At 68.7% G+C, this 20289-nt stretch carries 19 protein-coding genes; 16 read left to right on the forward strand and 3 right to left on the reverse strand.

The window, feature by feature from the left end; translation table 11 throughout:
- Positions 1 to 157 precede the first annotated feature (157 nt).
- From cmk to galU, 8 genes are all read left to right on the forward strand, one after another.
- Positions 158 to 835, forward strand: a complete 678-nt coding sequence (cmk, locus tag ACA089_RS03515) for a (d)CMP kinase (RefSeq protein WP_372013413.1) — start codon at positions 158 to 160, stop codon at positions 833 to 835.
- Between the two features lie 182 nt (positions 836 to 1017).
- The gene (gene rpsA, locus ACA089_RS03520; protein ID WP_372013414.1) at positions 1018 to 2706 is read left to right on the forward strand and encodes a 30S ribosomal protein S1; all 1689 of its coding nucleotides are present in this window, start codon (positions 1018 to 1020) and stop codon (positions 2704 to 2706) included.
- A gap of 78 nt (positions 2707 to 2784) precedes the next feature.
- Positions 2785 to 3099 (forward strand): integration host factor subunit beta, encoded by a 315-nt coding sequence (locus ACA089_RS03525; RefSeq protein WP_372013416.1) that lies wholly within the window; start codon positions 2785 to 2787, stop codon positions 3097 to 3099.
- Positions 3100 to 3159: 60 nt separating this feature from the next.
- Positions 3160 to 3444: a hypothetical protein gene (locus tag ACA089_RS03530; protein ID WP_372013418.1), complete on the forward strand. Its 285-nt coding sequence runs from the start codon at positions 3160 to 3162 to the stop codon at positions 3442 to 3444.
- 4 nt (positions 3445 to 3448) lie between these two features.
- Positions 3449 to 4627: a lipopolysaccharide assembly protein LapB gene (lapB, locus tag ACA089_RS03535; protein WP_372013420.1), complete on the forward strand. Its 1179-nt coding sequence runs from the start codon at positions 3449 to 3451 to the stop codon at positions 4625 to 4627.
- Positions 4627 to 5595, forward strand: coding sequence for an MraY family glycosyltransferase (locus tag ACA089_RS03540; protein WP_372017637.1), 969 nt, complete (start codon positions 4627 to 4629; stop codon positions 5593 to 5595). Before lapB ends, ACA089_RS03540 begins: the two co-directional genes overlap by 1 nt.
- A 21-nt stretch (positions 5596 to 5616) precedes the next feature.
- A complete protein-coding gene (locus ACA089_RS03545; RefSeq protein WP_372013422.1) occupies positions 5617 to 7530 on the forward strand; it encodes a polysaccharide biosynthesis protein in 1914 nt (637 codons plus the stop codon).
- Complete coding sequence (gene galU / locus ACA089_RS03550) at positions 7527 to 8429, forward strand: UTP--glucose-1-phosphate uridylyltransferase GalU (RefSeq protein WP_372013424.1); 903 nt, start codon at positions 7527 to 7529, stop codon at positions 8427 to 8429. The genes ACA089_RS03545 and galU overlap by 4 nt, the downstream gene beginning before the upstream one ends.
- Before the next feature lie 103 nt (positions 8430 to 8532).
- Here galU and ACA089_RS03555 read toward each other — a convergent pair whose 3' ends face one another.
- The 3 genes from ACA089_RS03555 to ACA089_RS03565 are packed head-to-tail and all read right to left on the reverse strand — an operon-like array spanning position 8533 to position 12791.
- Positions 8533 to 9738: an acetyl-CoA C-acyltransferase gene (locus tag ACA089_RS03555; RefSeq protein ID WP_372013426.1), complete on the reverse strand. Its 1206-nt coding sequence runs from the start codon at positions 9736 to 9738 to the stop codon at positions 8533 to 8535.
- A gap of 23 nt (positions 9739 to 9761) precedes the next feature.
- The gene (locus ACA089_RS03560; protein WP_372013428.1) at positions 9762 to 12134 is read right to left on the reverse strand and encodes a 3-hydroxyacyl-CoA dehydrogenase/enoyl-CoA hydratase family protein; all 2373 of its coding nucleotides are present in this window, start codon (positions 12132 to 12134) and stop codon (positions 9762 to 9764) included.
- Positions 12135 to 12161: 27 nt separating this feature from the next.
- Positions 12162 to 12791, reverse strand: coding sequence for a TetR/AcrR family transcriptional regulator (locus tag ACA089_RS03565; RefSeq protein WP_372013430.1), 630 nt, complete (start codon positions 12789 to 12791; stop codon positions 12162 to 12164).
- 242 nt (positions 12792 to 13033) lie between these two features.
- Here ACA089_RS03565 and ndk point away from each other — a divergent pair, with 242 nt between their 5' ends.
- The 8 genes from ndk (at position 13034) to mobA (ending at position 20274) form a co-directional block, all read left to right on the forward strand.
- Positions 13034 to 13459, forward strand: coding sequence for a nucleoside-diphosphate kinase (gene ndk / locus ACA089_RS03570; protein WP_162375564.1), 426 nt, complete (start codon positions 13034 to 13036; stop codon positions 13457 to 13459).
- Positions 13460 to 13498: 39 nt separating this feature from the next.
- Entirely contained in the window at positions 13499 to 14713 is a 1215-nt protein-coding gene (gene rlmN, locus ACA089_RS03575; RefSeq protein WP_372017639.1) for a dual-specificity RNA methyltransferase RlmN, read from the forward strand.
- A 7-nt stretch (positions 14714 to 14720) separates the two neighbouring features.
- Positions 14721 to 15512 (forward strand): type IV pilus biogenesis/stability protein PilW, encoded by a 792-nt coding sequence (gene pilW, locus ACA089_RS03580; protein WP_372017640.1) that lies wholly within the window; start codon positions 14721 to 14723, stop codon positions 15510 to 15512.
- Entirely contained in the window at positions 15509 to 16360 is an 852-nt protein-coding gene (locus ACA089_RS03585) for a helix-turn-helix domain-containing protein (protein WP_372013432.1), read from the forward strand. Before pilW ends, ACA089_RS03585 begins: the two co-directional genes overlap by 4 nt.
- 68 nt (positions 16361 to 16428) lie before the next feature.
- Positions 16429 to 17055 carry a YfgM family protein gene (locus ACA089_RS03590; protein WP_372013434.1) on the forward strand — a complete coding sequence of 209 codons (627 nt, stop codon included), beginning with the start codon at positions 16429 to 16431 and terminating at the stop codon, positions 17053 to 17055.
- Position 17056: 1 nt separating this feature from the next.
- Positions 17057 to 18253, forward strand: coding sequence for an outer membrane protein assembly factor BamB (gene bamB / locus ACA089_RS03595; RefSeq protein ID WP_372013436.1), 1197 nt, complete (start codon positions 17057 to 17059; stop codon positions 18251 to 18253).
- Between the two features lie 28 nt (positions 18254 to 18281).
- Complete coding sequence (der, locus tag ACA089_RS03600; protein WP_372013437.1) at positions 18282 to 19682, forward strand: ribosome biogenesis GTPase Der; 1401 nt, start codon at positions 18282 to 18284, stop codon at positions 19680 to 19682.
- Between the two features lies 1 nt (position 19683).
- A complete protein-coding gene (gene mobA / locus ACA089_RS03605) occupies positions 19684 to 20274 on the forward strand; it encodes a molybdenum cofactor guanylyltransferase (RefSeq protein WP_372013439.1) in 591 nt (196 codons plus the stop codon).
- The last annotated feature ends 15 nt before the right edge of the window (positions 20275 to 20289 follow it).

A 20289-nucleotide genomic window follows, 5' to 3' on the forward strand; every position in this document is an offset into this window, starting at 1 on the left:
ACGACGGATGGGAAGCCAGGGCCGTTGTGGCCGAGGCGTGCAAACAAGCCCGCCATTCTATCCGGGTTTCCTTTGCTCTTTCAAGCGGTTGCGCGAAGGTCCGGGCCGGGGCGGGCGCGCGGCTACAATCCGCGCCCCAGATCCCCTCGGAGCCGCCATGCCGTCCACTGTCCCGGTCCTCACCATCGACGGCCCTTCCGGGGCCGGCAAGGGTACCGTAAGCCGGCTGGTGGCTACCCGGCTGGGCTGGCATTACCTGGATTCCGGTGCCCTGTACCGGGCGGTCGGGGTCGCCGCCAGCTGGGCCGACCTGGACCTGTCGGACGCGGCGGCGCTGGTCCGCTGCACCTTCGATACGGCCATCGAGTTCCGGGACGGTCCGGCCGGCCTGCGGGTGCTGGTCAACGCCACCGACGCCACCGACGAGTTGCGCCTGGAGACCACCGGCACCCTGGCTTCGGCGATCGCCGCCATCCCGGAGGTCCGCGCCGCCCTGAAGGAGCGCCAGCGCGCATTCCGCCGCGAGCCGGGCCTGGTCGCGGACGGCAGGGACATGGGGACCGTCATCTTCCCCGATGCCACGGCCAAGGTGTTCCTGACCGCCAGCGCCGACGAGCGCGCCCGCAGGCGCCATAACCAGTTGAAGGAAAAAGGGGTTTCGGTTACATTTGACGGTCTGCTGCGGGAGATCCTTGCCCGCGACGCCCGCGATGCCCAGCGCGCGGTGGCCCCGTTGAAGCCGGCCGATGACGCCGTCCTCCTCGATACCACTGGCCTTTCCATCGAGGACGTGGTCGATCGGGTGCTGGCGCTGGTGCCACCACGCGCCGGCTGACCATTCCTGCAGGGCCCGGCCCGAACGCAGCAGAAAGCGCGCAGGCGCGAGGCGCCGTCGTGGACGACCACGACGGTTTCATCCAACCAACCACACAAGGCCTCCGGGCCGATCAGGGGGGCGGGGGCACGGCGACAGACGCCGCACGCATTCCGTCCGTGTGTTCAACCGAGTAATCAACAATGACCGAATCTTTTGCCGAACTGTTCGAACAGAGCCAGGCCAACCTGGCCAAGCTGAAGCCGGGCGCGATCGTCGTCGGCACCGTCGTGGAAGTCCGCGGCGATGTCGTGGTGATCAACGCCGGCCTGAAGTCCGAAGGCATCGTGCCGATCGAGCAGTTCCGGAATGACGCAGGCGAGATCGACGTGGGCGTGGGCGACCAGGTCAAGGTCGCGCTCGACTCCATCGAGAACGGCTTCGGCGAGACCGTGCTGTCGCGCGAGAAGGCCAAGCGCGCGATGGTGTGGGACGAGCTGGAAGAAGCCCTGGAGAAGAACGAGACCATCACCGGCCGCATCAGCGGCAAGGTGAAGGGCGGCTTCACCGTCGACATCAAGGACGTCCGCGCGTTCCTGCCCGGTTCGCTGGTCGATGTGCGCCCCGTGCGCGACCCGGCCTACCTGGAAGGCAAGGAGCTTGAGTTCAAGCTCATCAAGCTGGACCGCAAGCGCAACAACGTGGTCGTCTCCCGCCGCGCGGTGGTCGAGAGCGAGCACTCCGAGGAGCGCGAGCAGCTGATGGAGAAGCTGCAGGAAGGCGCGGTGCTGAAGGGTGTGGTCAAGAACCTCACCGACTACGGCGCGTTCGTCGACCTGGGCGGCATCGATGGCCTGCTGCACATCACCGACATGGCCTGGAAGCGCGTCCGCCATCCGTCCGAAGTGGTCAACGTCGGCGACGAGCTCGACGTGCGCGTGCTGAAGTTCGACCGCGAGCGCAACCGCGTCTCGCTGGGCCTGAAGCAGCTGGGCGAGGATCCGTGGGACAACATCGCCCGCCGTTACCCGGCCAACAGCCGCGTGTTCGGCAAGGTCTCCAACGTCACCGATTACGGCGCGTTCGTCGAGATCGAGCCGGGCGTGGAAGGCCTGGTGCACGTGTCGGAGATGGACTGGACCAACAAGAACGTCAACCCGTCCAAGGTCGTGCAGGTCGGCGACGAGGTCGAGGTCATGGTCCTGGACGTGGACGAGGAGCGTCGCCGCATCTCGCTGGGCATGAAGCAGGTCGCCGCCAATCCGTGGGAGACCTTCGCCGCGATCCACAAGAAGAACGACAAGGTGTCCGGCCAGATCAAGTCGATCACCGACTTCGGCATCTTCATCGGCCTGGACGGCGGCATCGACGGCCTGGTCCACCTGTCCGACATCAGCTGGAACACCACCGGCGAGGACATCCTGCGCAACTACAAGAAGGGCGACACGCTTGACGCGGTCGTGCTGGCGGTCGATCCGGAGCGCGAGCGCATCAGCCTGGGCCTGAAGCAGATGGAGCAGGATCCGTTCGGCCAGTACATGGCGACCAACCCGAAGGGCTCGAAGGTCGAGGGCACGGTGAAGGAAGTGGACGCCAAGGGCGCCACGATCGAACTGGCCGACGGCATCGAGGGCTACGTGGCCGCGCGCGACATCGCCAACGAGCGTGTCGACGATGCCACCCAGCACCTGAAGGTCGGCGACAAGGTCGAAGCCAAGTTCGTGGGTATGGACCGCAAGGGCCGCACCCTGCAGCTGTCGATCAAGGCCAAGGACGAGGCGGAGACCGCCGAAGCCCTGGCCGAGTACAACAAGACGGCCGCCGAGGCCGCCGCCGGCACCACCAGCCTGGGCGCGCTGCTGCGTGCGCAGCTGGGCGGCAAGTCCGAGTAAGACCGAAGAAGCAGAACCGCGGCGGCCCGGTGATCCCGGGCCGCCGCGGCCTGTCCACACCCATCCAGCCCGCCTGAGATGACCAAGTCCGAACTGATCGAGATCCTGGCTCGCCGCCAGTCGCACCTGAAGGCCGAGGACGTGGACCTCGCCGTCAAGTCGCTGCTGGAGATGATGGGCGGTGCGCTGGCCTCCGGCGAACGGATCGAGATCCGCGGGTTCGGCAGCTTTTCCCTGCATTACCGGCCGCCTCGGCTGGGCCGCAATCCGAAGACCGGCGACTCGGTCGCCCTGCCGGGCAAGCATGTGCCGCACTTCAAGCCCGGCAAGGAGCTGCGCGAGAAGGTGAGCGACGTCCTGCCGGCCCCCGCTTCCGCCGACGACGGCGCCTGACCGCTCGTCGACCGCTCCGCGGTCCGTTAAGCTTCGCCCGACCGTTGCCGGAGTCGGGACATGAACATCCTCCGTCTGCTCGTGCTCGTCGCCTTCCTGGCGGCCGGACTCGTGCTGGGTTCGCTCAATCCGGAGCGGATCGTGCTCGATTTCGGCGTGGTCGAGGTTGTGACGACCACCGGCATCGCGATCACCGTGGCGCTGCTTGCCGGCGTGCTCCTCGGGGGCGGGATCGTGATGGCCACCACCGTGCTGCCGCTGCAGGCGCGCCTGCGCCGGGCGGGTCGGCCGACCCCGTCCGCCGTCGCGTCCGACGCGCCGCGTCCGCCCTTCCAGGGAAACTGATTCGATGGAATTCCTCAACGAGTGGTTCTGGTTCTTCCTGCTGCTGCCGATCGCGGCGCTCACCGGCTGGGTGGTCGGCAGGCGCGGCGGCCAGCGGCACGGGGACACCCAGGTCAGCCGGCTTTCCAGTACCTACTTCCGGGGCCTGAACTACCTGCTCAACGAGCAGCCCGACAAGGCGATCGAGCTGTTCCTGCATATCGCGGAGCTGGACAAGGAGACGTTCGAGACCCAGGTCGCCCTTGGCCACCTGTTCCGGCGCCGCGGTGAAGTGGACCGCGCGATCCGGCTGCACCAGGGGCTCGTGCAACGCAACGACCTCAGCGACCAGCAGCGGGTGCAGGCACTTTTGGCGCTCGGCGAGGACTACATGAAGTCGGGCCTGCTCGACCGGGCGGAGACCGTGTTCACCGACCTGGCCAGGATCGACGAGCGCGCGCCGCAGGCGCTCAAGCACCTGATCGGTATCTACCAGGCGGAGCGCGACTGGGAACGGGCGATCGACAACGCCATGCGCTATGAGGAAGTGACCGGCGAGCCGATGGGCAAGCTGGTCGCCCAGTTCCAGTGCGAACTGGCCGACAGGCATCGCGCCAACGGCGAACTCGACGGGGCCCGGGTCGCCATCGCCCGGGCATACCAGGCGGATGCGACCAGTGTGCGCGCGGGCATCCTCGAAGGACGCATCGAGGCGGATTCGCAAAACCCCGAGGGTGCGATCCGCGCCTTCGAGCGGGCGGCCCGCCATGATCCGGACTATCTTCCGGAGTTCCTGCCGAGCCTGTTGGCCTGCTACGCCGCGGTCGGCGACAACGCCGGCGCGCGGGCCTTCCTCGCGGAAATGGGCGAACACTACCGGGGGATCGCGCCGGTGCTGGCGCTGACCCGCCTGATCGAGGGGCAGGAGGGTGCGAAGGCGGCCCGCGACTACCTGGGGCGCCAGCTGAAGGACCGGCCCTCCGTGCGCGGCGAGGCGGCACTGATCGACCTGACCCTCGCGGTCGGGGCCGACAGCACCGCCACCCTGCATGATCTGAAGCACATCACCGACCAGTTGCTCGTGCGCAATCCGAGCTACCGCTGCACCCGGTGCGGCTTCGGTGCGCGCACGCACCATTGGCAGTGCCCAAGCTGCAAGGAGTGGGGCACCGTCAAGCCGTTGCTCAACTACGCCGTCGTCTGATGGGGCCGGTGGCGTGGCTGGCGTTCCACTCGGCGGTGTCGGCGCTCGCCACGTGGCTGGCGCTGCTTTATGCCAGGCGACGGAACCTCGTTGACCTGCCGGGCGACCGGCGCAGCCATGCCGAACCCACGCCGCGCGGCGGAGGGATCGGAATCACGGTAGCGCTGCTTGCGGGCTGCGTGGTCGCCGTCCATCTGTCGGTCATGTCGCCGATGCAGGCGGCCTGCGCCGCTGGTGGCCTGCTCCTCGTGGCGGGGATCGGCTGGATCGACGACCACAGACCGCTGTCGCCCTGGACAAGACTCGCGGTGCAATGCGCTGCGGGCCTGGTGCTGGCGTGGGGCCTGCATGGCGCGGAAGGGCGCTGGATGCTGGCGCTGGTGACGGCCGGACTGGTGCCGGTCCTCGTCAATGTCTGGAACTTCATGGACGGCATCGACGGGCTGGCAACCACCCAGGCCATGCTGGCCTCCATTGCCTTCGTCCTCCTGGCGCCCTCCGCGGGACCGGCGGGGTGGGCCCTCGCGGCGGCCGCGGCGGGATTCCTGCCCTTCAATTTTCCGCGGGCACGGATCTTCCTGGGGGACGTGGGCAGCGGCACCTTGGGGTACGCGTTGGCCTGGGTGGCCTCGCTGGGCACCCTGGATCGCCCCGGCCTGCCCATGGCAGTGCTGCTGCTTCCCTTCTGCGCCTTCCTTGTTGACGCGACCTTGACGTTGGCGCGGCGCATGCTGGCCGGCGAAGCCTGGTGGAAACCCCATGCCACCCACCTGTACCAGCAATGGGTACGGAGTGGGAAAAGTCACCGTTATGTGACGTCCATCTACGCTGCATTCAGCTTTGTCACTGCTATCCTTGCGCTGTTTTTGAACATGATGTCTCCCGCGGCCATGGGGACGGCCACGGGTGTCTGGTTCGCTTTCGCGACCCTCGGGTGGTTCTGGCTCAGGCGGCGGATCACCGGGTAAACGGACATACCAAGAGGAACCATGAACCCTGGATCCAACTCCGCCGCTGCGCTAGCCCGTGTTGCGGTGGTAGCGCACGACCTGTTCATGGTCTTCGTCTGCTGGCAGCTGATCCACGTGCTGCGCTATGCCAGCCGCCACGAAGGTTATCCGTGGCTGGATTTTTCGTGGACCATCGCCCTGGTGCTGGTGGCCCAGGGCCTCGTGTTCTGGCGGGTGGGCCTGTATCGCGGCCTGTGGCGTTTCGCCAGCGTGCCGGATCTGTGGAACATCCTGAAGGCGGGCACTTTCGGCCTGCTGGCCATTGTCCTGGGGCTGGCGGTCTACAACCGGATCGAGTCCGTCCCGCGCACGGTCCTGGTCGTATACCCGTTTGCATTGACCGTTCTGCTCGGCATGCCGCGCCTGCTCTACCGTGTCTGGAAGGACCACCATGTCGGCCAGCGGACAATGGCGGCCCGGCGTGTCCTGATCATGGGCGCGGGTCGTGCAGGCGAGGCCCTCGTACGCGACCTGCGTCGCTCCGGCGCCTATGAGCCGGTGGGCTTCCTGGATGATGCGCCCCGGCTCAGGGGTTCGCGCGTCCATGGCGTCCCCGTCCTCGGCCGGCTCGAGGACGCGCCGCTGGTGGCCAAGGAAACCGCCGCCGGCATGCTCGTCATCGCCATGCCGTCGCTCGACGCCGCCGCCATGCAAAGGGTGATGGCGGTATGCGAGCGGACCGGCCTGCCGTTCCGCACCGTGCCCCGGCTGATCGACGTGCTCGAGGGCCAGGCCTTGCCTGGCGAGCTGAAGGAAGTGGCGATCGAAGACCTGCTCGGTCGCAAGCCGGTTACCCCTGACTGGAAGCTCATCCGCGGCTGGCTCGGTGGCCGCACGGTCATGGTGACGGGCGCCGGAGGCTCGATCGGCTCGGAGCTGTGCCGCCAGTGCGCGCGCCATGGCGCCCGCAGGATCGTGCTGCTCGAGGTCAATGAACTCGCCCTGGTCACCATCCACGGCGACCTCCTGCGCGCATTCCCGGACCTCGAGATCGACGCCATCCTCGGCGACTGCGGCGATCCGGCCGTCACCCTGCACGCATTGCGCCAGGCGCAGCCTGACGCGGTCTTCCATGCCGCCGCCTACAAGCAGGTGCCCCTGCTCGAGGCACAGCTGCGTGAGGCGGTGCGCAACAACGTGCTGGCCACCGACACTGTGGCCAGGCTGTGCGGCGAGAACGGCGTCGGCACGTTCGTCTTCATCTCGACCGACAAGGCGGTGGATCCGGCCAACGTGCTCGGCGCGACCAAGCGATTCGCGGAGATGATCGCCCAGTCCCTGGACGCCAAGAGCAGCGGTACCCGCTTCGTGACGGTGCGCTTCGGCAACGTGCTCGACTCCGCCGGCAGCGTGGTGCCGGTGTTCCGGGAGCAGATCCGCAAGGGCGGGCCGGTCACGGTCACCGATCCCGAGGTCACCCGCTATTTCATGACCATCCCGGAAGCCTGCCAGCTGATCGTGCAGGCGGCGGCTTCCGGTTCGCACGCGGCCATCTATACCCTGGACATGGGCGAACCCGTGCCGATCCGCGTGCTGGCCGAGCAGATGATCCGGCTCGCCGGCAAGCAGCCGGGGCGCGACATCGCGGTGGTCTACACGGGGTTGCGCCCCGGGGAGAAGTTGCACGAGACCCTGTTCTACGCCGACGAGCACTACCGGCCCACATCGCACTCCAAGATCCTCGAGGCCGGGGCGCGCGAATCTTCGTCCGAACACGTTCGTTCCGGCGTGGAACGCATTCGCGACGCGGTCGCGCGTTACGACGAAGCGTCGCTCCGCCAGATCCTCCACGACGTGATCCCCGAGTTCGTCCCGGCCACGCTGGCGTCGGACCCGGAAGCGGATGCCGTCATCGTCCAGTTCCCTGCGCGTGAGGCAAGATCGACACGATGACGTCGCGAAGGATCCGAAAGGCTGTATTTCCGGTGGCGGGTCTGGGTACCCGCTTCCTGCCCGCCACCAAGACCGTTCCCAAGGAAATGCTGCCGATCATCGATCGGCCGTTGATCCAGTACGCGGTGGACGAGGCGATCGAGGCTGGGTGCGACACCCTGGTCTTCATTACCAACCGCTACAAGCACGCGGTCGCGGACTATTTCGACAAGGCGTACGAGCTCGAGCAGAAGCTCGAGCGGGCAGGGAAGACCGAGCAGCTCGAACTGGTGCGACACGTGCTCCCCGACGGCGTGCGCGCGATCTTCGTGACCCAGGCCGAGGCGCTCGGTCTCGGGCATGCGGTCCTGTGCGCCAGGGCCGTGGTGGGCGACGAGCCGTTCGCGGTCCTCCTGCCGGACGACCTGATCTGGAATCGCGGGCCAGGCGCCCTCAAGCAGATGGCCGACGCCGCGGAGGCGAGCGGGGCCAGCGTGATCGCCGTGCAGGACGTCCCGCACGAGGCGACCGGCAGCTACGGCATCGTCGCCACCGAGGCCTTCGATGGCAGGCAGGGCCGGATCAACGGCATCGTGGAGAAGCCGAAGCCCGAGGTGGCGCCGAGCAACCTGGCGGTCGTGGGCCGTTATGTGTTGAATCCCCGCATCTTCGAGCTGCTCGAAGCGACCACCCCGGGCGCGGGCGGCGAGATCCAGCTGACGGACGCGATCGCGGCCCTGCTGGCCGAAGAGCAGGTCAACGCCTACCGCTTCCAGGGCACGCGGTTCGATTGCGGAACCCACATCGGCCTGATCGAGGCGACGATCCGGTATGCACTGGACCATGAGAAGCTGAGCGACCCGGCGCGGGACATGATGCAGCGCGCGCTCGGCGAGCTCGGGGTGAGGGACCAGGACTGATCCGCGGCAAGGCAAGCCGCCGCATCGAGCGGCCACAGGAAAACGGCGCCCATGGGCGCCGTTTTTTCTTGCCTTGCGAGCGATTGCGCCGGGCGCCTGGGACTCAGAGCGCCTCGAAGATCCCGGCCGCGCCCATGCCCGTGCCGATGCACATGGTCACCATGCCGTACTTCTGCTGGCGACGGCGCATGCCATGGACGATCGTGGCCGTGCGCACCGCTCCGGTGGCACCCAGCGGATGGCCCAGGGCGATGGCGCCGCCCAGCGGATTGACCTTGGACGGATCCAGCTGGCTGTCGCGGATCACGGCCAGCGCCTGCGCGGCGAAGGCTTCGTTGAGTTCGATCCAGTCCAGCTGGTCGCGGGTCAGGCCTGCCTGCTTCAGCGCCTTGGGGATCGCGGCGATCGGGCCGATGCCCATCACTTCCGGGCGCACGCCGGCCACCGAGAAGCTGACGAAGCGGGCCAGCGGCGTCAGGCCGTAATCCTTGATCGCCTGCTCGGAAGCCAGCAGGACCGCACCGGCGCCATCGCTCATCTGCGAGGAATTGCCGGCGGTGACGGTGCCGCCGAACTGGCCGTTGCGGAACACCGAGCGCAGCTTGGCCAGGCCTTCCATCGAGGTGTCCACGCGCGGGCCCTCGTCGCTATCGGCCAGCTTCTTGCGCAGCTGGATCGTGTTGCCGGCCAGGTCGGGTATGTGCGAGAGGATCTCGTAGGGGCTGATCTCGTCGCGGAACTCGCCGGCCGCGATCGCCGCCAGCGCCTTCTGGTGCGAGGCCACCGCGAAGGCGTCCTGTTCCTCGCGGGAGACCTTCCACTCCTCTGCCACCTTCTCGGCGGTGATGCCCATGCCATAGGCGATGGCGACGTGGTCATCCTTGAAGACCGACGGAGACAGGGCCACCTTGTTGCCCATCATCGGCACCATCGACATCGATTCGGTGCCGCCGGCCAGCATCAGGTCGGCGTTGCCCAGGCGGATCTGGTCGGCGGCCAGGGCCACGGCCTGCAGGCCGGACGAACAGAAGCGGTTGATGGTCTGCGCGGCAACGGTGTCGGGCAGGCCGGCCAGCAGCACGCCGATGCGCGCCACGTTCATGCCTTGCTCGCCCTCGGGCATGGCGCAACCGATGATCGCGTCGTCGATGCGCGAGGTGTCGATGCCCGGCGCCTGTGCGACCACGGACCTGAGCACGTGGGCGAGCATGTCGTCGGGGCGGGTGTTGCGGAACATGCCCTTGGGTGCCTTGCCGACCGGGGTGCGGGTGGCGGCGACGATGTAGGCGTCCTGTACTTGCTTGATCATGTCGGTATGTCCTCGTTCGTCGCTCAGTTGCGCAGCGGCTTGCCGGTCTTGAGCATGTGGCCGATGCGGGCCTGGGTCTTTTCCTGCTGCGCCAGTTCGACGAAGTGCCTGCGCTCGAGCTTCAGCAGCCACTCCTCGTCGACCAGCGCGCCGCGGTCGATCTCCCCTCCGCTGAGCACGGTGGCAATGCGGGTGGCGATCTCGTCGTCGTACGGGCTGATGAAGCGGCCCTCGAGCATGTTGACCAGCAGCATGCGGAAGGTGGCGATGCCCACGTCGCCGGCGGCCTGGACGCGGCGTGCCGGCAGCGGCGGACGGTAGCCGGACTCGGCCAGCGCCCGGGCTTCGGCCTTGGCGACATGCAGCAGTTCGAAGGCGTTGAACACCACCTTGTCGTCCGCGCGCAGCAGGCCCAGCTCCTTGGCTTCCAGCGCGGAGGCCGAGACCTTGGCCATGGCGACGGTCTCGAAGGTCTTCTTGAGCTCGGCGAACACGTCCCCGCCGGGACCGGCCGCACGGGAGGCGCGCACCGCCAGTTCCTTCAGGCCGCCACCGGCCGGCAGCAGGCCCACGCCGGCCTCGACCAGGCCGATGTAGCTCTCCAGGTGGGCCACGGTGCGGGCGCTGTGCATCTGGAATTCGCAGCCGCCGCCCAGGGCCAGCCCGCGCACCGCCGCGACCACCGGCACCAGCGCGTACTTGATCCGCTGGCTGGTGCGCTGGAAGTTGGCGACCATCGCCTCGAACTGCTCGATCTTCCCGGCCTGCAGCGCGCCCAGCGCGCCGGCCAGGTCGGCGCCGGCGGAGAAGGGCTCCTTCTGCTGCCAGATCACCAGGCCCTGGAAGTCACGTTCGGCAATGGTGATCGCTTCCTGCAGGCCATCGAGCACCTGGTCGGAAACGGTGTTCATCTTGGTCTTGAAGCCGACCACGGCGATGCCGTCGCCGTCGTGCCACATGCGCACGCCGTCGTTCTCGAACACGGTCGTGCCGGCGTCGAATTTCTCGCCCAGCAGCGGATCGGGGAAGCGCTGGCGCTGGTAGACCGGCAGGGTGGAGCGGGGCACCAGGGCGTTGTCGGCCGGGCTGTAGCTGCCGGCGGCCGCGTGCACGCCGTCGCGGCCGTCCAGCACCCAGGCCGGCAGCGGCGCGTCGCTCATGGCCTTGCCGGCGGCGATGTCGTCGGCGATCCACTGCGCGACCTGCTTCCAGCCGGCGGCCTGCCAGGTCTCGAACGGACCCAGCGACCAGCCGTAGCCCCAGCGGATGGCCAGGTCGACGTCGCGCGCGGTGTGGGCGATGTCGGCCAGGTGGTAGGCGCTGTAATGGAACAGGTCGCGGAACGCGGCCCACAGGAACTGCGCCTGCGGGTGCGCGCTCTCGCGCAGCTTCGCGAACTTCTCGGCCGGGTTCCTGATCTTGAGGATCTCGACCACCTCGTCGGCGGCCTTGCGGTCGGCGGCGCGATAGTCCTGCTTATCCAGGTCCAGGACCACGATGTCCTTGCCGACCTTGCGGAAGATGCCCGCGCCGGTCTTCTGGCCCAGCGCGCCCTTGGCGATCAGCGCGGCCAGCCAGTCCGGCGACTGGAAATACGTGTGCCACGGGTCGCCAGGCAGGGTGTCGGCCATGGTCTTGATGACGTGGGCCATGGTGTCCAGGCCGACCACGTCGGAGGTGCGGTAGGTCGCCGACTTCGGCCGGCCGACCAGCGGGCCGGTCAGCGCGTCGACCTCGTCGAAGCCCAGGCCGAACTTGCGGGTGTGGTGGATCACCGACAGGATCGAGAACACGCCGATTCGGTTGCCGATGAAGTTCGGGGTGTCCTTGGCGTAGACCACGCCCTTGCCCAGGTTCGTGGTCAGGAAGGTTTCAAGGCCTTCCAGCACCGCCTTGTCGGTGGTGGTGGCCGGGATCAGCTCGGCCAGGTGCATGTAGCGCGGCGGGTTGAAGAAGTGCACGCCGCAGAAGCGGTGGCGCAGCTGCTCGGGCAGCACCTCGGCCAGCTTGTTGATGCCCAGGCCGGAGGTGTTGGAGGCCAGCACGGCGTGGTCGGCCACGAACGGGGCGATCTTCCTGTACAGGTCCTGCTTCCAGTCCATCCGCTCGGCGATGGCCTCGATGATCAGGTCGCAGTCCTTCAGCTGTTCCAGGCCGGTCTCGTAGTTCGCAGGCGTGATCGCTTCGGCCAGGGCCTTGCTGGCCAGCGGGGCCGGACTGAGCTTGCCGAGGTTGGCGACGGCCTTGAGCACCACGCCATCGGCCGGACCTTCCTTGGCGGGAAGGTCGAACAGGACGGTGTCCACGCCCGCGTTGGTCAGGTGGGCGGCGATCTGCGCGCCCATCACACCGGCGCCGAGGACGGCGGCACGACGTACAAGAAGTTTCTGTGACATGTCTTTCAACCCGTTGATTTGGCGTGATTACTTTGCCGAAGCCTGAAGGCCTGCGGCGGCGAAACGGATCAGCTCGCGGGCTGCGCGCGCCCGATGGGTGGCCTCGCTGGCGCCGGGCGGCCGCTTGATCAGGCCGAAGTCGGACATCGCGTAGGTGAGCGATCCGGCCAGGAAGTCCAGGCGCCAGTACAGGGTTTCCTTGTCCAGGTCCGGCAGGCAGCCGGCCAGCGCCTTGCCGAACTCGCGCAGCACATGGCCGTAGTGGTCGGACAGGAACTTGCGCAGGCTTTCGTTGTGCTCGGCGTAGGCGCGGGCGATGACCCGGACGAACGAGGCGCCGCCATTGCGGTCCTGGGCCAGCGCGAGGGCCGGTTCGATGAAGGCCGCCAGGATGGGCTCCAGCTCGCCCGGGTGGTCGCGAAGGGCACTTTCGAGCTGCTGCAGGCGGCTGGCGGTCATGCCGTCCATGCGCCGCCGGAAAACCTCGTTGACCAGGTTCTCCTTCGAGCCGAAGTGGTAGTTGACCGCCGCGATGTTCACCGCTGCCAGGCCGGTGACCTGGCGCAGCGAGGTGCCGGCGAAGCCGTGCTGGGCGAACAGTTCCTCGGCGGCGCCGAGGATCCGGTCCTTGGTGGAGAAGTGTGCTGGCTTGCCCATGCCCATCGGCGTCGCGGGTCCGCGTGAATCAAACGATTGTTTTATCCTAGGCCTGGCGCCCGGCCGGGTCATTTTGCGGTGCAGCAATACGGTTGCCGGGGCGGGCTTCAGCAAAGCCCGGGCGCCGATGCTAGAATCCCGCTACGCATTTGAAGCTAAGCCCGCGTCCCGACGCGGGTTTTTCGTGCTAACCTCCGGCCATCCTGGTCCGGAATGTCCGTCCGTCACTAGAGAAGAAGTCCATGGCGCTTGAGCGCACCCTTTCGATCGTCAAGCCCGATGCCGTCGCCAAGAACGTCATCGGCGAAATCTACTCCCGTTTCGAGAAGGCCGGCCTGAAGGTCGTGGCCGCCAAGTACAAGCAGCTGTCGCGCCGCGAGGCCGAGGGCTTCTACGCCGTGCACCGCGAGCGTCCGTTCTTCAACGCGCTGGTCGAGTTCATGATCTCCGGCCCGGTGATGATCCAGGTGCTGGAAGGCGAGAACGCCGTGCTCAAGCACCGCGAGCTGCTGGGCGCCACCAATCCGAAGGAAGCCGCGCCGGGCACCATCCGCGCCGACTTCGCCGAGTCGATCGACGCCAACGCCGCGCACGGCTCCGATTCGGTCGAGAACGCCGCGATCGAGGTGGCCTACTTCTTCGCCGCCACGGAAGTGGTGTCGCGCTGATCGCGCCCGACCAGCGAAGGATGTAAGCACGTGTCCGATTTGCAGCAGATCCCCAGTGTCACCCTCTCCGGCGAGCCGCTCGCCGCGGGCGTGCCGCGCCAGAACCTGCTCGAACTGGACCGGGAGGGCCTGGAGCGCTTCTTCGCCGAAACCCTCGGCGAGCAGCGCTACCGCGCCCACCAGGTGATGAAGTGGATCCACCACCGCTACGTCAACGATTTCGACCAGATGACCGACCTCGGCAAGGCGCTGCGCGCCAAGCTGCATGCGCATGCCGAGGTCGTCGTCCCCAACGTGGTGTTCGACAAGCCTTCCGCCGACGGCACCCACAAGTGGCTGCTGGCCATGGGCGCCGACGGCAAGAACGCCATCGAGACGGTCTACATCCCCGACAAGGGCCGCGGCACGCTGTGCGTGTCCTCCCAGGTGGGATGCGGGCTGAACTGCACCTTCTGCTCGACCGCCACCCAGGGCTTCAACCGCAACCTGACCACGGCCGAGATCATCGGCCAGGTCTGGGTCGCCGCGCGCCACCTGGGCAACGTGCCGCACCAGCAGCGCCGCCTCACCAACGTGGTGATGATGGGCATGGGCGAGCCGCTGATGAACTTCGACAACGTCGTCCGCGCGATGAGCGTGATGCGCGACGACCTGGGCTACGGGCTGGCCAACAAGCGCGTGACCCTGTCGACCTCGGGCCTGGTGCCGATGATCGACCGCCTGTCCACCGAAAGCGACGTCTCGCTGGCCGTCTCGCTGCATGCGCCGACCGACGCCTTGCGCGAAACCCTGGTCCCGCTCAACAGGAAGTACCCGATCGCCGAGCTGATGGCGTCCTGCGCGCGCTACCTGCGGGCGAACAAGAAGCGTGATTCGGTGACGTTCGAGTACACGCTGATGAAGGGCGTGAACGACCAGCCCGAGCATGCGCGCCAGCTGGCCAAGCTGATGCGCCAGTTCGACAACGCCGTACAGGCGCGGGACTCGGGCAAGGTCAACCTGATCCCCTTCAACCCGTTCCCGGGCACCCGTTACGAGCGCTCGGACGAGGGCCAGATCCGCGCGTTCCAGAAGATCCTGCTCGATTCGCAGGTGCTGACCATGGTGCGCCGCACCCGCGGCGACGACATCGATGCCGCCTGTGGCCAGCTCAAGGGCCAGGTGATGGACCGGACGCGCAGGCAGGCCGAGTTCCGTCGCGGCCTGGACCGCGCCCCGGACCCGAAGGGCCAGGTCGACGGACATGCGGCCTGAGGCGCGGCTGATCCTGCTGGCGGGTGCGCTGCTGCTGGCGGCGTGCTCCAAGTCGCCGACCGTCAAGCCGCCGAAGATCAAGGGCAGCGAGCAGGTCGCGCCCGAATACAGCTACGCGGACAGCGAGGCCACCAAGAAGCGCGTGCAGGTGCGCGAGACCCTCGGGCTCGCCGCGCAGAGGTTCGCCTCGGGCGACCTCGCCGAAGCCGAGAAGCAGGCCCGCAGGGCACTCAAGATCGATCCGGCCGCCGTGGACGCGTATACGCTGCTGGGTGCCATCGCCGCCCGCCGCGGCCAGGGTGCGCAGGCCGGCGAGCACTATCGGCGGGCCGCGGAGCTGGCCCCGGAAAGGGGCGAGGTGCTCAACAACTACGGTGCCTGGCTGTGTGCGAACGGCTACCCGGCGGAAGCACTGGTCTGGTTCGACCGTGCGCTGGCCGCGCCGAACTACCGCACGCCGGGCTCGGCCCTGGCCAATGCCGGGGGCTGCGCCCTGAAAAGCGGGCAGGGCGAACGCGCCGAGCGTGATTTGCGTCGCGCTCTGGAGATCGAGCCCCGAAATGCCTATGCGCTGGCCAGCATGGCGGAGTATCAATATGGCCGGGGTCAGTATTTCGAGGCGCGTGCGTTCGCGGAACGCAGGCTGGCGGCTGCGCCGGCCGATGCATCCGTGTTACAACTCGCGGCCAGGATCGAAGAGAGGCTTGGCGACAAGGCGGCCGCCAGTCGATACCAGCAGCGGCTGAGGGCGGAGTTCCCGCAAGCCGTGCTTTCCAGTACCGGGGAAGGGTCACAGTGATCCAGGAAGCCAGCGCGAACATCCATGGCGATGCTCGGGAGAGCGGCGCGCGCCTGCGCGAAGCCAGGACCGCCGCCGGCCTGAGCCTGCAGGAAGTCGCGACGCGCCTGCGGATGCCGGTACGCGTGGTGGAGGCCCTCGAGGACGGCCGCTGGCAGGTGATCGGCGCCAGCGTGTTCGTGCGCGGCCAGTTACGCAGCTATGCGCGGCTGCTCGGCGTCGACGTCGAGCCGTTCCTGGAAACGGATGTCGCGCCCGCCGCTCCGGTCGACCTGGTAAGCCACGCGCACACGCCCCGCTACCAGCGCCTGATGGAAAGCGCCGGTCGACGCGCTGTCTACGTGGTGATCACCGCGGCGATCGCGGTGCCGGTGTGGCTCGCCACCCGTTCCCATTTCAGCGATACGCCCCCGGCCACGGCATCGCTCGACGCGGTGCCGGCCGAAAGCGCGCCGGCAGCGGCGCCGGGCGCCGAACCGGCGCTGCCGGCCACGCCGTCCACCAGCGTCGCACGCAACGAAGAGGCCGAGGCCAGCGCCCCGTACGTCGCCTCGCTGGCGCCGGTCAACCGCAGTGCTGCGCCGGCCGGCCGGCTCGTGCTCGAATTCAGCGGCGAGAGCTGGATGCAGGTGGCCGGCCGCGACGGCAGCACCCTGGACCAGGGCCTGATGCGTGCCGGGGATACCCGCAGTTTCGACGCCGCCTCCGTGGCTCGCGTGGTGCTGGGGAATGCCTCGGTGGTACGCGTTCAGCAATCCGGCAGTATCGTGGATACGTCGCCGTACCAGCGGGCGAACGTCGCCCGCTTTGCGGTATCCTCTGACGGTTCCGTCACCGCTGCCGAATAACCGGCGCCGGCCGGTACTCCACTGGGACAGCAAGACCCCGCCGGGTCCCGCGCGGGGCAGGGAACTGCATGGCAATCGACGACCTTCTTGACGAACACGAGCAGGGCGAACGCGTCCGTTCGTGGCTGCGCAACAATGCGCTGGGCATCCTCGGCGGGCTGGCGCTGGGTATCGCCGCCATCTACGGCTGGCGCTGGTGGGTTGCCCACCAGGCGCAGCAGCAGCACCAGGCCCATTCCGCCTACGCCGAAGCGATCAAGCAGCTCGATGCCGGCGCGGTCGACAAGGCCGGCGCGCTGCTGGCAGGCCAGAAGGGCACGTACGCGACCCTGGCTGCGCTGCGGGTGGCCAAGTCGCAGGTCGAAGCCGGCAAGCCCGAGGAAGCAATCGCGACCCTCCGTGGCGTCGAGGTCGAGCCTTCGCTGCAACCCCTCGTCAACGAGCGCCTGGCCCAGCTGCTCAACGCCACCGGCAAGCCGGAGGAGGCGCTGAAGCTGCTGGACGGCGACACCGGCGGCGCCGGCCTGGAGCTGCGCGGCGATGCCCTGCTGGCCTCCGGCAAGCGCGACGAAGCCCGCGACGCCTATGCCAAGGCGCTGGCCGCGACCGACGTGGCCTCGCCGGCGCGGCGCCGCGTCGAACTGAAACTGCAGGAAGCCGGTGGCCAGGTCCCCGAGCCGGTGGAGGCGATCTGACATGGCTGGCATCCACACACTCCGCCCGTTGGTGGCCGCCGGCCTCGTGCTGGTCACGCTGTCCGGGTGCAGCACGGTCAAGGGCTGGTTCGCCGGCAAGGACGCGGAGGCCAAGAAAGCCGCCGAACCTGCCGAGCTGGTCGATTTCGACCCCAGTGTCCGTCCCTCGAAGATCTGGTCGGCCAACCTGGGTGATGGCGAGCGCAAGATCGGCGCGCGCCAGGGGCCCGCGGTGCTCGACGGCCGGGTGTTCGCCGCCGCCGCCGAAGACCGGCTGACCGCGCTGGACCTGCAGACGGGCAAGCAGGTCTGGCAGTTCCGTGGCGAGAAGGACGACGCGCTGCGCCTGTCCGGTGGACCCGGCGCGGGCGATGGCCTGGTCGTGGTCGGAAGCCTGGCGGGCGACGTCATCGCGCTGGATGCCGGTACCGGCAGCGAACGCTGGCGGGCCAAGGTGACCAGCGAGGTGATTGCCGCCCCCCTGGTCGCACAGGGCACGGTCTACGTGCGCAGCAACGATGGGCGCATCACCGCGTTCGACGCCTCCACCGGCGAACGCCGCTGGTTCAGCGAGCATGAGCTCCCGGCCCTCACCGTGCGCGGCAACGCGCCGCTGGCGTGGGCGCCCGGCGTGCTGTTCTCGGGCAATGACGACGGCACCCTCAGCGCCCTGGCGCTGCAGGACGGCCGCCAGCTCTGGCAGCAGACGATCGGTACCCCGGACGGGCGGACCGAGCTGGAACGCATGGCCGACGTGGACAGCGCGCCGCTGATCGACGGCACCCAGCTGTTCGTGAGCAGCTTCAAGAACCGCACGGTCGCCATCGACGGCCCGACCGGGCGGCCGATGTGGCAGAGCGAACACGGCGGCATCGGCGGCATGGGCGTGGCCTCGTCCGGGCTGGCGGTGTCGAGCCCGGCCGGTACCGTCTACCTCCTGGACAAGAGCAACGGCGCGGCGCTGTGGTCGCAGCCGGCGCTCGCGCGCCGTTCGCTGACCGGTCCGGCGGTGCAGGGCGACTACGCGGTGGTCGGCGATTTCGACGGCTACGTGCACTGGCTGCGCCTGTCCGACGGCGCGATGGCTGCGCGCGAGCGCGTGGGCGGCAAGACGATCAAGGCCCAGCCGGTGGTCGTCGACGGCATCCTGCTGGTGCAGAACGTCGAAGGCGGCCTGACCGCCTTCCGTCTGGACTGAGCGGACGGATGCAGGCAGGGATCGCGCGATGTTGCCGCTGGTTGCACTTGTCGGACGGCCGAATGTCGGCAAGTCGACCCTTTTCAACGCGCTGACCCGCAGCCGCGACGCGCTGGTCCACGACGAACCGGGCGTCACCCGCGACCGCCACTATGGCGTGTGCCGGCTGGATCCGGACCGCCCGTTCCTGCTGGTGGACACCGGCGGCATCGCCGGTGACGAGGAAGGCCTGGCCGGCGCGACCGCGCGCCAGGCGCGCGCCGCCGCGGGCGAGGCCGACCTGGTGCTGTTCGTGGTCGATGGCCGCGAAGGCGCCTCGGCGCTGGACGACGAGATCCTGGCCTGGCTGCGCAAGCTGTCCAGGCCGACCCTGCTGGTGATCAACAAGATCGACGGCACCCACGAGGAGGCCGTCCGCGCCGAGTTCGCGCGCTACGGCTTCGCGGACATGCTGGCCGTCTCGGCCGCGCACCGGCAGGGGCTGGACGACCTGCACCTGGAAGTCCTCGGGCGGCTGCCGGAAGAGGGCAGCGGGGAAGAGCTGGACAACGATCCGGAGCGGCTGCGCGTGGCCTTCGTCGGCCGGCCCAACGTGGGCAAGTCGACGCTGGTCAACCGCCTGCTCGGCGAGGAGCGGATGATCGCCTCGGAGGTGCCCGGCACCACCCGCGACTCGATCGCCGCCGACCTCGAGCGCGACGGCAGGCGGTATCGCCTGATCGACACCGCCGGCATCCGCCGCAAGGGCAAGGTCGAGGAAGCGGTCGAGAAGTTCAGCGTGGTCAAGACGCTGCAGGCGATCGAGCGCTGCCAGGTCGCGGTGCTGATGCTGGACGCCACCGAGGGCGTGACCGACCAGGACGCGACCGTGCTCGGCGCGGTGCTCGATGCGGGCCGCGCGCTGGTGGTCGCCGTCAACAAGTGGGACGGGCTGACCACCTACCAGCGCGAACAGGCCGAGGCGCTGCTGTCGCGCAAGCTGGCGTTCGTGCCCTGGGCCGAGGCGGTGCGCATCTCGGCCAAGCACGGGTCCGGCCTGCGCGAGCTGTTCCGCGCGGTGCACCGCGCCCACGCCTCCGCGATCCGCACCTTCAGCACCAGCGAGGTCAACAAGACCCTGGAGATCGCGGTGGAGACCAACCCGCCGCCCAGCGTCCGCGGCCATGTGTCCAAGCTGCGTTACGTGCACCCGGGCGGCGAGAACCCGCCGACCTTCGTCGTCCACGGGACTCGCCTGAAGGACCTGCCCGAATCGTACAAGCGCTACCTGGAGAACTTCTTCCGCAAGCGCTTCAAGCTGGTCGGCACGCCGGTGCGGATGCTGTTCCGCGAGGGCGCCAACCCGTACGAAGGCAAGAAGAACGAGCTCACCGACCGCCAGGTCGCGCGCAAGCGCCGACTGATGCGGCACGTCAAGCGCGGCAAGTGAGGTGCCGGCGGTTTTCGCCGCCGATGACCTGACCCTGGGCCTGCTGGCCGGTGGCCGCGGCACCCGGCTGGGCGGGATCGACAAGGCCTGGATCGAGCGCGACGGCGTTCCGCAGGTGCTGCGTTTCGCGCATCGTTTCCCGGGTGAAACCGGCCCGGTGCTGGTCAGCGCCAACCGCGGGCGGGAGCGTCATGCCGCCGCCGGCCTGCAGGTGGTGGGCGACCGCCTGGCCCAAGGCAGCGGTCCGCTCGCCGGCATCGATGCACTGGCCGCGGCCTGCACCACCGGGTGGCTGCTGACGCTCCCGGTCGACCTGTTCGACGTCAATGACTGCCTGGTGCGCACGCTGGCCAGCGGCGCATCGGCGCATGGCGCGGTGGCCGAGGACGACGACGGCCTGCAGCCGCTGGTGGCGCTCTATCGCCGCGATGCATTGCGTGCGGCGCTGCCGGCCGCGATCGCCGCGGGCGAGCTGGCGCCGCGCGATCTCCAGCGCCGCCTCGAGCTGGCCCGCGTGCGCCTGCCGGGGGTACGCTTCGGCAACCTCAACACGCTCCAGGACCTCGCCGCGGCGCGCATCCCGCTGCCGTGAGCGCGCCGCCAGCCG

The organism is Pseudoxanthomonas fibrivorans (genome assembly GCF_041464125.1).
In the GTDB taxonomy this organism is placed as follows: Bacteria; Pseudomonadota; Gammaproteobacteria; order Xanthomonadales; family Xanthomonadaceae; genus Pseudoxanthomonas.

Excerpts from the sequence above, each read along its gene's own strand:
- der (WP_372013437.1), top strand. The coding sequence starts at position 18,282 with ATGTTGCCGCTGGTTGCACTTGTCGGACGGCCGAATGTCGGCAAGTCG.
- ACA089_RS03590 (WP_372013434.1), top strand. The coding sequence starts at position 16,429 with ATGGCAATCGACGACCTTCTTGACGAACACGAGCAGGGCGAACGCGTC.
- rpsA (WP_372013414.1), top strand. The coding sequence starts at position 1,018 with ATGACCGAATCTTTTGCCGAACTGTTCGAACAGAGCCAGGCCAACCTG.
- ACA089_RS03540 (WP_372017637.1), top strand. The coding sequence starts at position 4,627 with ATGGGGCCGGTGGCGTGGCTGGCGTTCCACTCGGCGGTGTCGGCGCTC.
- galU (WP_372013424.1), top strand. The coding sequence starts at position 7,527 with ATGACGTCGCGAAGGATCCGAAAGGCTGTATTTCCGGTGGCGGGTCTG.
- cmk (WP_372013413.1), top strand. The coding sequence starts at position 158 with ATGCCGTCCACTGTCCCGGTCCTCACCATCGACGGCCCTTCCGGGGCC.
- ACA089_RS03545 (WP_372013422.1), top strand. The coding sequence starts at position 5,617 with ATGAACCCTGGATCCAACTCCGCCGCTGCGCTAGCCCGTGTTGCGGTG.
- bamB (WP_372013436.1), top strand. The coding sequence starts at position 17,057 with ATGGCTGGCATCCACACACTCCGCCCGTTGGTGGCCGCCGGCCTCGTG.
- ACA089_RS03560 (WP_372013428.1), bottom strand. The coding sequence starts at position 12,134 with ATGTCACAGAAACTTCTTGTACGTCGTGCCGCCGTCCTCGGCGCCGGT.
- ACA089_RS03525 (WP_372013416.1), top strand. The coding sequence starts at position 2,785 with ATGACCAAGTCCGAACTGATCGAGATCCTGGCTCGCCGCCAGTCGCAC.
- ACA089_RS03530 (WP_372013418.1), top strand. The coding sequence starts at position 3,160 with ATGAACATCCTCCGTCTGCTCGTGCTCGTCGCCTTCCTGGCGGCCGGA.
- ACA089_RS03555 (WP_372013426.1), bottom strand. The coding sequence starts at position 9,738 with ATGATCAAGCAAGTACAGGACGCCTACATCGTCGCCGCCACCCGCACC.
- lapB (WP_372013420.1), top strand. The coding sequence starts at position 3,449 with ATGGAATTCCTCAACGAGTGGTTCTGGTTCTTCCTGCTGCTGCCGATC.
- ACA089_RS03565 (WP_372013430.1), bottom strand. The coding sequence starts at position 12,791 with ATGGGCAAGCCAGCACACTTCTCCACCAAGGACCGGATCCTCGGCGCC.
- ndk (WP_162375564.1), top strand. The coding sequence starts at position 13,034 with ATGGCGCTTGAGCGCACCCTTTCGATCGTCAAGCCCGATGCCGTCGCC.